A 13,621-nucleotide genomic window follows, 5' to 3' on the forward strand; every position below is an offset into this window, starting at 1 on the left:
CTAACCTTACAAAATAAGCGACTACACGCTCAAATTAACCAGTCAAAAATTTACAGCCCCAAAAAAAAGCCCGCTAGACATAGCGGGCTTTTTTTTATTGTAAGGTGCAGTCAAAATATGGACGCAAAAAAACAGCCGCTGTAATAGCTGCTTTTATATTTTTAAAAGTAATTAGATGATATAAGAAAAATTGGGGTGACTGACGGGGCTCGAACCCGCGACCACCGGAATCACAATCCAGGGCTCTACCAACTGAGCTACAGTCACCACTGTTCTGCTGGCGGCATATGGCGCGCCCGGCAGGATTCGAACCTGCGACCCACGGCTTAGAAGGCCGTTGCTCTATCCGGCTGAGCTACGGGCGCTTATTACATATACAAGCTAAACAAGTACAAGCACTAAGGCAGGTGAAAAAGATGGTCGGAGTGGAGGGATTCGAACCCCCGACATTCTGCTCCCAAAGCAGACGCGCTACCAGGCTGCGCTACACTCCGACATTTGAAACAAGCTTTAAATGTGCTTCGTCTCAAAGAGGTGCGCATCATACTCATGCACCTCATACTCGTCAACGATATTTTTCATTTTTTTAATAATTATTTATGCGCCACCTCAACGGATCATTGATTGAACGCTTTGTATTGCACTGGATAAGGCCCTATAGATTGGCGAAGGGCAGCGCATGTGTGACAATAGCCCGTATATTCAATTTCACTTTTAGACTCAAGGACCTTGTAATGACAGCGCTTGTATTAGACGGCAAAGCCCTCGCAAAAAAAACCGAACTCGAACTCAGCCAGCGCGTACAGGCGCTCAAAGAAAAAGGCGGCAGTACACCTATATTAGCCACGATTTTAGTGGGCGATGATCCCGCCTCTGCGACGTATGTAAAAATGAAAGGGAATGCGTGCGAGCGTATTGGCATGGGCTCTATTCGTGTTGAAATGCCTGACACCACGACCACCGAAGAGCTACTCGCTAAAATTGATGAGTTAAATAACAACGCTGATGTACACGGCATTTTGCTGCAACACCCAGTACCTGCGCAAATTGACGAGCGCGCTTGTTTTGATGCCATCAGCCTCAAAAAAGATGTCGACGGCGTTACCTGCTTAGGCTTTGGCCGCATGAGTATGGGAGAAGAGGCTTATGGCTCTGCAACACCCAAAGGCATTATGCGCCTACTCGAAGGTTTTGATATTCCACTTGCGGGCAAGCATGCTGTTGTTGTAGGTCGCAGCCCTATTTTGGGCAAACCAATGGCCCTTATGCTATTGAACGCCAATGCTACCGTTACCATTTGCCATTCACGCACACAAAACCTAGAAGCCCATATTAAGCAGGCCGATATTATCGTAGGCGCCGTAGGCAAACCTGAATTTATTAAAGCCGAATGGATTAAAGACGGTGCGGTTGTTGTTGATGCCGGCTACCACCCTGGCGGCGTTGGCGATATTGAGCTGGCGCCATTGACCGAGCGCGTAGCCGCTTACACGCCCGTGCCTGGCGGCGTAGGCCCGATGACCATCAATACACTCATTTACCAAACTGTCGATGCCGGTGAAAAGGCACTCGGCTAAACACACCCCACACCCTACACTAAAGGGGCTGCGCAACACACCGCGCCCCTTTAATATGCAACCCCTCGTTATAACGAATAACAAAAAGGTATTAGCTTTTGAGGCTAGATAAGTTTGTGGCCGCTAGTAGTGGCCTTTCGCGTAAACAAGCCACCCTAGAAGTGAGACGCGGCAATGTGCAAATAGATGGCATCCAGTGCAAGCGCACAGCCACTCAACTCAGTGATGCTCAGCAAAATGGCGGCGTCACCTTGAACAGCACCGCACTATTTACCGCAAAGCCACTGTATTTAATGCTACATAAACCCAAGGGCTACGTGTGCGCCAATACTGACGCCGACCACCCAACCGTATTTGATTTACTCAACGAGCGCGACTTTCACCCCAACCTACAAGGCCAACTACAAGTTGCAGGCCGGCTCGATATAGATACAACCGGCTTGGTACTGATAACCAGCGATGGCCTCTGGAATCATACCGTTACCTCACCCAACAAAAAACTAGGCAAGCGCTACCTCGTAACAACCGCCAATCCTATTGCCAGTGATAGTGTGGCCTTATTTGAACAGGGCCTAGAGCTCCGTGGCGACAGCAAACCCACCAAACCGGCTAAACTGATCATTACCGGCAGCCACTGCGCCGAACTCGAAATTACTGAAGGCCGATACCATCAGGTAAAGCGCATGTTTGCTGCTGTGGGCAATAAAGTCGTCGAGCTGCATCGCGTCCGCATCGCAGATATTACACTCGATGATAATCTGGCTCCCTGCGAATACCGCACCCTCACCGCCGAAGAAGTCAACGGCTTTTAGCGCTTTCAGGTCTGCACCTATCAACCGGCCCCTTAATACTGGCCCAACTAACACCAAGTCGTTAAATCCCGCCTACTTAAAGCCCATTTTACTTTAGAGAGCACCATGCAAGACATCGCTATTAGCCAGCTATTGCAGCAATTACAAATGACGCCTGCCGAGGCCAACACACTGTGGTTTGCCGATGAAAATAGCTACAGCGCACTCGGCGCACTCACTCCCTATATGCACAATCTTACTGTCTTGACTAACCGCTTTGATATCTACCAACAAGCACAGACGCTAGGGCTAAAAAGTGTTTTTAATGATGTTGATTTTACTGCTGCATGTCCAGTCGCTACCGATGCTGTTTTCATGCGTATCAGTAAAGAAAAAGCCGTTACTCACCACGCGATCAACCAAGCTGTTAACACGCTAAGTCTCCATGGTCAGCTACATCTTGCCGGTTATAAAAATGAAGGCATAAAAACCTATGCGCAAAAAGCGGCTACTTTATTTAATCACAGCAGCAAACTAAAAAAACAAAAAGACTCTCATATTTGCAGCCTAAGCCATCCTAAAGCCGCCGCACACACCGAACTGCTCGATAGCAGCCACTACACGCAATTGCGCACTATTGGTGAATACGCAGGCAAGCAACTGGTGAGTAAACCAGGCGTTTTTGGGTACGAAAAAATAGACGACGGCAGCCAATTACTACTAGAAAGCGCTCAGGTATTTTTATCTCAACATGCATGCATTCACACACAAGCTCGCACACTGGATTTAGGTTGCGGCTATGGTTTACTGGCCATGACAGCGCATCAATGGGGCCTTCAACATATCACCGCCACCGACAATAACGCTGCTGCACTCAGCGCTATTAGGGCTGGCGCCGCGCAAAACAATATCAACATAAATGTTATCGCAGCCGATGCAGGCAAGGGTATCACCGACACCTTTGATATTATTTTATGCAACCCACCTTTTCACCAGGGGTTTGAGGTGAGCGGTGATTTAACCGATAAATTTTTACGCAATGCCAGTCAATTGCTAGCCAAAAATGGCTGTGCACTGTTTGTTGTTAACAGCTTTATCGCAATAGAAAAGAAAGCACTATCGATATTTAAATACCAGAAAACACTGTGCAACAATAAGCAGTTTAAAGTTGTATTACTGGCAAACAACGAGCTATTAACGCCCAACGCAAACACTCAATGACAGTTAACATTAGCTAACTGTTAGCATAAATAACAGATGCCATTATGCCGCCATAAAAACTAACTCGACTCAATAACACAGGCAAGTAATTAAGTCATAACACCGAAGTAATGGCCGCCACTTGAACGATTACCGCCATAACCACCTTGCCCACCTTGACGATCATTTTGCTGCTCGCGCTTTAATTTAACCTGTTTTGCAACTAGGCCTTTTTTATCAGGGTGGCACTCAAACTCTACCGTAGCCCCTACGCGCAAAAAAGCACAGTTAACAAGATCTGGCTTGCGCACAAGAATATCGGGGCCGGCGCCGTTTTCAATAAAGCCAAAGTTCTTATCTTTAAACCATTTTTTTACAACAGATTGCATCATTCAACCTTCACAAACAACAAAGTGAACACGCCCGTGGGGCGCAATATAAAAGAGATAAGGCTCGCGTTAAGCCATATACGAAAGCTTAACAATATTATTTTATGACGGATGGCCAGTGAGCCACACATACCAAACGCACTGCCGCGATTAAATATTTCATCACAAAAGGACAAGAGTCATTCAAAATTTAAACAAACCAAAACCTATCAACGCTACCCAAGATCAATGTGGCTGCTGATCGTCTTTATTACGTTTATACGATCGATAGCCATACAGCATTACGGGAAGGCGTATTGAGTGAAAACTCATACCTGCATTAACTAAGAACATTCAAAAAGAATATACGGGGCACGAAACGCGCACTAACACTCACAAAAGACGAGTACCTAAAAGAGTCGCAAACAACCTCAAACTCCACACCGCGATACTACCTGATCTTAAAATAAATTACATACCCTAAATTAGCAGAAACTCTCAATTTTTCCTTATTTATGTGATCAAACAAGCCAAAAGATAGATATATTGACATCATTGGTATATACGATACAGACATTTAACATCATAGCGCCTTTTACTGCATATCGCTGTAGATCAATAATACCCATCATACCACCCCAGAGTTACAACGCACTCGCATTATGATGGATACGATATTATGGCCCTGACAACTGCGCCAAATACTGATTATTAGGCACGTAAAAACGCGAAGACTCCACCCGGCATAAAGAGCACTTTCATGAAAATCACCTTAGAGCAGTGGCACATTTTTAAAACCATCGTTGATGAAGGCAGTTTTGCCTCGGCAGCACAGGTTATGAATAAAAGCCAATCGGGGATTAGCTATGCCATGACGCAAATGGCCGAGCAACTGCCTACTCCCGTTTTTGAACAGCAAGGTCGTAAAGCCTCACTCACGCCCGCTGGCCACACTTTATACCGCCATGCTGACGCCCTTTTAAAACAAGCACACTGCATGGAGGTACTGGCTAAGGATTTAGCGCAAGGCATAGAAAGCCATATTGCCATTGTTGCCGATGCTCTCACGCCTCGCGCCCCATTATTACAAGGCTTACGGGCCTTTTCACACGAGTGTCCTCGCACGCGCGTTAAAGTTATCGAAGCAACCTTATCAGGAACCGATGAAGCACTACTTACAGGGCAGGTACAAATGGGCATCATGGCAAGAGTACCGCCAGGATTTATTGGCGATGAGTTAACCACCGTCAAAATGATTCCTGTTGCCGCTGCCAACCACACACTGGCCCAACTCAGCGCCAAAGGCCCTCTCAGCGAAACTGCCCTTAAAGGTGAGCGCCAAATTGTGATTAGCGATAGCGGCACAAAGCGCGAGCAAAATGTGGGTTGGCTCGGGGCTGAGCAGCGCTGGACTTTTAGCCACTTTGCCACCAGCACTAACGCCGTGCAGGCCGGTTTAGGGTTTTCTTTTTTGCCCGAGCATTTAATTATCGAACAACTGGCCGATAACTCGCTAGTGCAACTTAATTTGCAAGCCGGCGGTATACGCTCAATACCTTTGTACTTGGTGCAAGCGGCGCCAGATTATGCTGGCCCAGCTGTAAAGGCCGCTTGCAATGCCTTAACAAAGGCCTTTAAAATCACCTAATACTAAATATATAAGTGCTAATAAAGATGATAATTCTAAATACCTATAAAAGACTGGGCGCAGGACTTGCCATAACAGCACTCAGCACGCTTTTACAGGCCTGTAGCAGCGGCGGCGGTTCAGATAAAAGCTTTGGCGGCGACATAACGAGCCCAGGCGGCGGCGCAACCAACCCCAGCACACCCACACCGCAAAATCCTTCTGGCTCGGGAAGTACCGGTTCGTCATCATCCGATAGTGCATGGTCTAAAGGCGTGTACCAGCCTCAAGCTTATTACGCCAACCTTTGTCAAAACCCACGCACAGGTACCAACCCGATCACGCAAGAAAAGTATCCCGACAAGCAAGGCTCGATAGCACTAGAGAACCATTTTTTGCGCTCGTGGAGCCACCAAAATTATTTTTGGTACGAAGAATTACCCGATCTCGACCCTAACGACTACACCGAAACCAGCGCTTATTTTAAGCTTTTAAAAACCAATGAAAAAACGCCCGGCAACAGGCCTAAAGACCGCTTTCACTTTGCCCAAGATGAACTCGTTGGTGACAAGCTATCAGAAACCGGTCAGCGTGGTAGCCATGGTATTAATTGGAAAATTGATGCCAACGAGGAGCTCAAACGCAATTATATTTATGTCACCTACATTGAACCCAACTCCCCCGCTGTCGCCGCAGGTGTTACGCGCGGCATGGAGCTCACGCACATCAACACGATTAAAGTTGAAAACATCACCGAAGCACAGACCTCCGAGGTGAACGAGGCCTTGTTTTCGCCTGTGCTCGGTAAAACTTATACCTTCACATTAAAAGACCTTAACGGCGTTACAACCAACAAGCAAATTAAGCCCGAAGACATTGATATATCAGCTGTTTATAACCGCTCGGTCATCGAGACAAGCTCTGGTAAGGTTGGCTACCTTTCGTTTCATACTTTTAATATCTTTTCAGCCGAAGATCAGCTAAAAGAAGCCTTCGACTTTTTAAATACACAAAATGTCGATGACCTCGTTGTAGACCTGCGCTACAACGGCGGCGGCTACCTTTTTATTAGCTCGCAGCTCGCTTATTTAGTCGCAGGCGACAGCCAAACCAAAAATGAAGAGTTTGGTAGATTGCAATACAATGACAAACGCGACGATGAGACCAAGAGCTATGATTTTACTAGTGTCACCCTAACAGACACTAATAATATACGCCCACTCAACGCTTTGAACCTGAATCGTGTTTATGTCCTCACAACAAAAGACACCTGCTCAGCCAGCGAAAGCTTTATGAATGGCTTACGTGGCATTGGTGTTGAAGTGATTCAAATTGGCACAACAACCTGCGGCAAACCGCATGGCTTTCAGGGCCAAGCCAATTGCGGTACGCGCTACTTTAGTATCGACTTTGAAATCGTCAACGGGCAAGGCTTTGGGGGATATGAAGATGGCTTTACACCCGTCACGAGCAACGGTGACCCCTTAAGCAACCGCATTAATGGCTGTACAGTCGAGGATGACCTCACCTTAGCACTAGGCGATAAAAACGAAGGCATGCTAAAAACTGCTTTATACCTACGCGAAAACGGTAGCTGCCCAAGGCAAGGCTCTAACTTAAACAACGCGGCCCAACCTTATAAGCTATCATCACCTGTTAGCACGCCAGCGGGAGGAGCTTTACTGTCTCAACCACCGTCGCATAGCATTCAGCGCTTAGCCCCCTGGGAAACCCGCTAATGCTGCATATTAAAGTACCGTCAAAAAACACCGCCATGCTTGCCGTAGTCGCGGCAATTTTTGGGTGTGCCGCAGGCACTACGATAGGCTGCAGCGCGCCAAGCACAGCGACTGCGCCTAGCAGTACTAAGCCGCTTGAGGCGACTCATGCAGCGCCATCAGGTACTTACTCCGCTAGACCAAGCGGCTATCAACCCGCAGTACTAATAGCATCAGGCGAAAAAGTCCGTGGCGAATTAGTGCGCATTATGGTGCGCATGGCAAAAAAAGATATCCAGCTGCCAAGCGACGCTTTTACTCAAACATCGAGCGTGATACTCGGGCACCACACCCCACCATCATTAGGTGCCCCTCAGGGCCTAATGATCGAGCATGTCATGCCCTATCGATTTGAGCTATTAACGCATGCTGATCACTGCTACCTTTACTATGCCAACAAGGCTGACCTCAAAAAGCTCTCTGAATCTCAATGCCGCGCCACAACCCAATAAGTTATAGTCCAATAAGTTATAGCGCGATAAATTATAGTCCAATAGTAATTATTCAAAGATACCGACATGGATCAGCAATGACGATATGAGTGAGCCCCTTAAGTCGGGGCTTATTTACTGGGTATTATTGGCGCAATCTATCTATTGACCCAACGCATGTGAAGCGGCCTGCATCTCACGTAGGTTCATATTCACTCAGCAGCGCCTTCCGTTACAATCAACACTTACATTTAACCCTAAGGTTTTTAAGGATGCATTTATCGATTTGTTTATGGAATAACACACTCATCGTAATGACTCTGGCTGTCATAGCTTTGCTGATGAGCGGCTGTGGTGGGTATGATCGTCATGCGACGCCCCCCGAGGTTGATTGGGTGGCCGGTAATTATGAAGCTTTTGGGCTGTACAGTCACTTCTGCGAAAACCCGCGCACAGGTGTGCACCCTTATACTCACCAAGCCTTTTTAGATCGCCAAGGCAGTACAGCGCACCAAAATCATTTTTTGCGCTCGTGGAGCCATGCTAAATACCTTTGGTACAAAGAGCTGCCCGACCTAGACCCTAATAGCTACGATAATTCTGGCGACTACTTTAACAAGCTTAAAACTAAAGCGTTAACCGCTAACGGTAATATCAAAGACCGCTTTCACTATTCAGAAGATGAGGTCATTGGTGACCAACTCACCTACACCGGTGAGCAGGGCGGGTACGGCGTTCGCTGGAAGTACGTTAATGGCACGCGATACGTGGCTTGGGTTGAGCCCAACACCCCTGCCAGTCAAGCAGGCATTCAACGAGGCATGTGGTTAAGCCATGTGGATGGCGTTGCAATTGATAGCGCCTCGGCAGCACAGGCAGAGGTGATTAAAACAGTAGCTGACACACCGCCGTTAGGCACCACAGCCGCATTTATGTTTGTTACACAGGCAGGTGATGATTATCCCGCCACGCTCACTGCGCAAAACGTTGCAGTATCGGCCGTCTACAGCCGCAGTATTATTACAACGACGACGGGTGATGTTGGCTACCTCGCCTTTAATACGTTTAATACTTACACCGCAGAAGACCAGCTCAAAGAGGCCTTTGATTTTTTTGCTAGTAACACCATTGACGACCTAGTGATTGACTTGCGTTATAACCAAGGGGGGTTTGTCTACATTGGCGCACAACTCGGGTTTTTAGTTGCCGGCAACCAAGGCGATGACCAAGCAGCTTTTACCGTCTTGCAATACAACGATAAACGTAATAACAGCACTAAAACCTATCGCTTTATTAAAAATACCCGCAATGGCAAAAACAGCCCACAACCGTTAACCAGCGTTAACCTAAACCGTGTTTACGTACTCACTACGGGCAATACCTGCTCAGCCAGTGAAGGGTTTATTAATGGGCTGCGCGGCTTAGGCATAGAGGTCATACAAATCGGCAGCACAACCTGTGGTAAGCCCCATGGCTTTAATGCCATTAGTAACTGCGGCAGGCGCTATTTTAGTGTTATTTTTGAAACTGTTAACGCGCAAGGCTTTGGCGATTATACCGATGGTTTTTCGCCGGTTGATGATGGCACTGACAACCCCTTAAATAATAAAATTAATGGCTGCACGGTCGGTGATGATTTAACGCGAGCCCTAGGCGATAAAAACGAAGCCATGCTACAAACCGCTTTATTTCATCGCGCTAATAACCAATGCCCCCCAACAGCAGCGAGTTATATTCAGTCAATACATCATCAGCCGTTGCACGTTGAGGGTCGCCTAATTGCACCTTTATCGAGCACCGTCATGCGCGATGAATAAACTACCACTATTAAAATAAACCAAAAAGCGCACTGACAACCGTGTGCTTTTTGATCGATCGCTCTTCAAAGTTGCGCCCGTTAATCTTAACAACAAAACGACAGCAACAGTTGTTAGCTATAACAAGGCCAGTCAAAAATCACAAGCCACGGCTCCCTATAAAGCAGGTTTCGCAAGCGTGGGACCTGCCACGGGGTACTGAATAAAAATTTGCTGAACCACACTAAAAATGTCATTGCGCAATTGATTTTCTTTAGGCTCTTTAAGCTTACCGATGGCCACACCCTCCCAAATTAATTGCTTTTGCGCGGCGTCAACCACATCAATATTCAACGTGCCTTCGGTGTATTGGCTGACGCGTGTTTCGGTACCATATCCCATACCATAGCTGTAGCCGCCACGAAAGTTATAGTAACCACTAAGCGGAGTAGGCGATGTGGTTGAGGTGACCTTCTCTTTGGTACTGACATTAAAATTAATCAGTAAATCAGCATTTTGAGCCTCTGTTAAACCTCGGCTATTGAGTTCTTTACGAATGGCATTATGTAAATATTTATTCGTTAAAGTGCGATAGCCTTGCTCTCCTTTAGGAGCTAGCTCATCGACAAATGCATAGGTTTTATAATCATTAAAATTAATACCCTGCTCATACACAGCGTGTATTCTGGGCCCTGTCGCGCACCCTACTAAAATACACGCACCCACCAACAACACACTCACCACAGCAACTTTAGCGGCTACTGCTTTCACAGTTTTATTCGTTATTTGCTTAATACTTATCAACATAATCTACTCCGTACGTCATTCAAAATTAGAGTGGGCATTCACCACTATTATATTCATTGATTCTAACTGGATTGCAAAACTTTACCACTGGCGCTATTACTCACGCAATTCATGAGATAACGCCCAAAAAACCCTACCAATGACACACAAAGCAGCTAAGCTAAGCACTCAGCCTAGGTCATTGATAATTGTTACTTTTATAGCCATAGTTCACTATGGTAATAGCTCACTAGGTAATAGTTCACTAAGTAATAGCTAAACTGGGCTGACAGCTTATTGCCAGCATTAAGCCTTGAACCCTGCACGGCAGCAATACCCTTAAATGACTGTTTATAATGAAGTACCAATATTGTAAAACCTAGCCCCCTAAGCAATTGAAGGAACCACGATGGAAGCTACGCCACCTGTCATATTGTGCTTTGCGCCGCTAGATCCTGCCGGCCGCGCCGGTATTCAGGCTATTGCCGAAGTCGTCGCCAGCCTTGGCGGCCACTGCGCAAGCATAGCAACCGCATTGTGCGCCGATAGCAGCACTCAGCCAACTATCATCGCAGTAGAGAGCAACCTATTAATTCAGCAGGCCCGCTCAGTATTAGAAGACATGCCTATTGCCGCCATTTATGTAGGCTATGCCGGCTCGGTGACTAACCTTGAGGCTATACACTCTATACTACAAGACTACCCCGATATTCCTGTTGTCTTAAACACACTATTGCATTTATGGTCCAACGATTCTCAAGTTCAGAGCAATTACCCTAACGCCTGCGCAGAACTGCTTATTCCACAATGTAAGCTCCTCATTTGTAATGATGCCGATACGGCACCTTTAACCTCTAATGCACCTGTCAGCGAAGAGTATATTCATCGCCTTTTCGCCAACAATTGTGAAAACTTACTTACCTACCAATGCACGCCATCTGTACGTCGATTTGACTACACCTTGTACAATGAAGACACCATATTGATGACTTATCCATGGCAAGCTGACGGCTGCCAACCACAATCTTCCGCCATTGAGGATATCCTTGGTGCCGCTATCACAACCTATGTTGCACACGACAGCTCAATAGCCACTGCGACCCAAGAAGGGTTAAAATTCACAAGTCAGGCCGCGACAAACGCTAGACGTATTGGCTTTGACAGCCCAATTCCTAATCGTTTATTTTGGGCAAAAAATAATGCTTAAATAGCCTTAACTCCCCCTCAAGAGTTGTTTTCAGCCAAAAGCACCTCAATTGAGTTAACTCACTTTTTACTGCCGAACCGCTCAATCATGCTTTACGCCATTACCGATAGTACGCTTATGCCCGGTGAGCTTATGCTCACCAAAGCTCAAGCCGCATTACAAGGCGGCTGTCAGTGGCTGCAATACCGCGACAAATCCACTAATCAACCACTGCGCCTCACACAAGCATGCGCCCTAAAAAGCTTATGCGAACAATATAATGCCAAACTCATTATTAACGATGATCTACAGCTCGCTATAGCGAGCCAAGCCCACGGCTTACACTTAGGCCAAGGCGATGGTAGCGTACAACAAGCCCGTCAGTGCTTGGGGGCTCACGCTACAATTGGCGTGACTTGCCACGACCAGCTAAGCCTAGCTAATACTGCTATACGCGACGGTGCAAGCTACGTCGCCTTTGGGCGCTTTTTTAACTCAGCCACTAAGCCCGATGCCAAGGCGGCGCCACTCACTTTGCTAAACCAAGCGCGCCATCTTAACGTACCGGTTATTGCCATCGGCGGTATCACGCCCGACAATAGCCGACGTGTTATACAAGCTGGTGCCTCAGCAATTGCTGTGTGTCACAGTTTATTTGCTTGCGACAATGTCAAAAACCGCGCGCGGGACTTTTGTCGAGCGATCAGCACATAATAGCCTGCTATTCACGCAACTTTTCATTCCACTCCCAATAATAAGTCTGTATTTATGAGCCAATTATTCGATCAAGCCAAAGCCGTTATACCTGGCGGCGTTAACTCGCCTGTACGTGCCTTTAAAGCCGTAGGTGGCGACCCTATTTTTATTGAGCGCGCACAAGGCGCTTATTTATTTGATGCCGATGGCAAGCGCTATATCGACTACGTATTAAGCTGGGGCCCCATGATTGCAGGCCACAATCATCCCGACGTCTTAAATGCCGTTATCGAAAAAGCCAAGCTCGGCCTTAGCTTTGGCGCACCGACACAAATAGAAACCACCCTAGCCGAAGAGGTGATTAAGCTTGTTCCTAGCCTAGAAAAAGTACGCTTTGTGAGCTCCGGTACCGAAGCCACCATGAGCGCTATTCGACTAGCGCGCGGCTTTACTGGGCGCGATAAAATCGTGAAGTTTGAAGGCTGCTATCACGGCCACTCAGACTCACTGCTAGTTAAGGCTGGGTCTGGCGCGCTTACTTTTGGCGTTCCTAGCTCACCGGGTGTGCCTGCCAGTATTGCTGACCACACTATAACGTTAAGCTACAACAATTCAGAGCAAGTGCGCCAAGCCTTCGAAGAAGCCGGCACCGATATTTCGTGCATCATTGTCGAGCCGGTAGCAGGTAATATGAACTGCATACCGCCAGAGCCAGGCTTTTTAGAAACCCTACGCGAGGTGTGTACCGAATATGGCGCTGTCCTTATTTTTGATGAAGTCATGACAGGCTTTAGATTTGGTACCGGGGGCGTGCAGGGCTTTACCGGCATTACGCCCGACCTCACTTGCTTAGGTAAAGTCATTGGTGGCGGCATGCCTGTGGGTGCCTTTGGCGGTAAAGCCGAAATTATGGATTACATTGCCCCCCTTGGCCCCGTTTACCAAGCCGGTACCTTATCGGGCAACCCTGTATCGATGGCCGCGGGCCTTGCTATGATGCAGCTAGTACAGCAAGAAGGGTTTTATGAGCAATTATTTGCAAAAACCAAAAAAATTGCTGAAGGTATGCAAGCGATAGCTGATGAAGCAGGCATTCCTTTCACCGTTAATTATATCGGTAGCATGTGGGGCGGTTTTTTTACTAGTGAGAAAAAGGTCTCTAACTATGCGCAAGTGATGGCCTGTGATAATGACCGTTTTAATAAATTCTTCCACGGCATGCTCGAAGGCGGCGTAAACTTAGCTCCAGCCTCTTACGAAGCCGCCTTTATGAGTACCGCCCACACCGATGCTGATATTGAAGAAACCTTAGAGATTGCTCGTCAAGTATTTGCAACGCTTAAATAGTCCATCAGTACATACCACTCTTTAAGTATACTGGCGGA

General features: G+C 47.1%; 12 protein-coding genes and 3 tRNA genes. 10 read left to right on the forward strand and 5 right to left on the reverse strand.

Going from position 1 to position 13,621, the window contains the following annotated elements:
- Window positions 1–191 precede the first annotated feature (191 nt).
- The 3 genes from AC438_RS04115 to AC438_RS04125 all read right to left on the reverse strand — a co-directional run bounded on the left by AC438_RS04115 (window position 192) and on the right by AC438_RS04125 (window position 494).
- Window positions 192–267: transfer RNA gene (locus AC438_RS04115), tRNA-His, on the reverse strand.
- Between the two features lie 21 nt (window positions 268–288).
- Window positions 289–365: transfer RNA gene (locus AC438_RS04120), tRNA-Arg, on the reverse strand.
- A gap of 52 nt (window positions 366–417) precedes the next feature.
- Window positions 418–494 (reverse strand) — tRNA-Pro (locus AC438_RS04125).
- 240 nt (window positions 495–734) lie between these two features.
- Between AC438_RS04125 and folD the strand changes: the two genes are divergently transcribed.
- From folD to AC438_RS04140, 3 genes are all read left to right on the forward strand, one after another.
- On the forward strand, window positions 735–1,577 hold the full coding sequence (folD, locus tag AC438_RS04130) for a bifunctional methylenetetrahydrofolate dehydrogenase/methenyltetrahydrofolate cyclohydrolase FolD (protein ID WP_053980007.1): 843 nt from the start codon (window positions 735–737) through the stop codon (window positions 1,575–1,577).
- Window positions 1,578–1,693: 116 nt separating this feature from the next.
- Window positions 1,694–2,389, forward strand: coding sequence for a 16S rRNA pseudouridine(516) synthase (locus AC438_RS04135; RefSeq protein ID WP_238376316.1), 696 nt, complete (start codon window positions 1,694–1,696; stop codon window positions 2,387–2,389).
- Between the two features lie 105 nt (window positions 2,390–2,494).
- Window positions 2,495–3,589, forward strand: coding sequence for a class I SAM-dependent methyltransferase (locus AC438_RS04140; protein WP_053980009.1), 1,095 nt, complete (start codon window positions 2,495–2,497; stop codon window positions 3,587–3,589).
- Window positions 3,590–3,678: 89 nt separating this feature from the next.
- Here AC438_RS04140 and AC438_RS04145 read toward each other — a convergent pair whose 3' ends face one another.
- Window positions 3,679–3,960, reverse strand: coding sequence for a cold-shock protein (locus AC438_RS04145; RefSeq protein ID WP_238376317.1), 282 nt, complete (start codon window positions 3,958–3,960; stop codon window positions 3,679–3,681).
- Between the two features lie 736 nt (window positions 3,961–4,696).
- On the opposite strand from AC438_RS04145, the gene AC438_RS04150 reads away from it, so the two are divergent.
- The 4 genes from AC438_RS04150 to AC438_RS04165 all read left to right on the forward strand — a co-directional run bounded on the left by AC438_RS04150 (window position 4,697) and on the right by AC438_RS04165 (window position 9,589).
- Window positions 4,697–5,584 carry a LysR family transcriptional regulator gene (locus AC438_RS04150; protein WP_053980010.1) on the forward strand — a complete coding sequence of 296 codons (888 nt, stop codon included), beginning with the start codon at window positions 4,697–4,699 and terminating at the stop codon, window positions 5,582–5,584.
- Between the two features lie 26 nt (window positions 5,585–5,610).
- Window positions 5,611–7,302 (forward strand): S41 family peptidase, encoded by a 1,692-nt coding sequence (locus AC438_RS04155; protein ID WP_053980011.1) that lies wholly within the window; start codon window positions 5,611–5,613, stop codon window positions 7,300–7,302.
- Entirely contained in the window at window positions 7,302–7,793 is a 492-nt protein-coding gene (locus tag AC438_RS04160; protein WP_053980012.1) for a hypothetical protein, read from the forward strand. Before AC438_RS04155 ends, AC438_RS04160 begins: the two co-directional genes overlap by 1 nt.
- A 251-nt stretch (window positions 7,794–8,044) precedes the next feature.
- On the forward strand, window positions 8,045–9,589 hold the full coding sequence (locus AC438_RS04165) for a S41 family peptidase (RefSeq protein ID WP_053980013.1): 1,545 nt from the start codon (window positions 8,045–8,047) through the stop codon (window positions 9,587–9,589).
- 156 nt (window positions 9,590–9,745) lie between these two features.
- Here the strand turns inward: AC438_RS04165 and AC438_RS04170 are convergent, their stop codons facing one another.
- Entirely contained in the window at window positions 9,746–10,375 is a 630-nt protein-coding gene (locus AC438_RS04170) for a DUF4136 domain-containing protein (protein WP_053980014.1), read from the reverse strand.
- A 388-nt stretch (window positions 10,376–10,763) separates the two neighbouring features.
- Here AC438_RS04170 and AC438_RS04175 point away from each other — a divergent pair, with 388 nt between their 5' ends.
- From AC438_RS04175 to hemL, 3 genes are all read left to right on the forward strand, one after another.
- A complete protein-coding gene (locus tag AC438_RS04175) occupies window positions 10,764–11,561 on the forward strand; it encodes a bifunctional hydroxymethylpyrimidine kinase/phosphomethylpyrimidine kinase (protein ID WP_053980015.1) in 798 nt (265 codons plus the stop codon).
- Window positions 11,562–11,648: 87 nt separating this feature from the next.
- The gene (gene thiE / locus AC438_RS04180) at window positions 11,649–12,254 is read left to right on the forward strand and encodes a thiamine phosphate synthase (protein WP_053980122.1); all 606 of its coding nucleotides are present in this window, start codon (window positions 11,649–11,651) and stop codon (window positions 12,252–12,254) included.
- Window positions 12,255–12,308: 54 nt separating this feature from the next.
- Window positions 12,309–13,583, forward strand: a complete 1,275-nt coding sequence (gene hemL, locus AC438_RS04185) for a glutamate-1-semialdehyde 2,1-aminomutase (RefSeq protein WP_053980016.1) — start codon at window positions 12,309–12,311, stop codon at window positions 13,581–13,583.
- The last annotated feature ends 38 nt before the right edge of the window (window positions 13,584–13,621 follow it).

The organism is Marinagarivorans algicola (genome assembly GCF_001292705.1).
GTDB classification, from domain to species: Bacteria; Pseudomonadota; Gammaproteobacteria; order Pseudomonadales; family Cellvibrionaceae; genus Marinagarivorans; species Marinagarivorans algicola.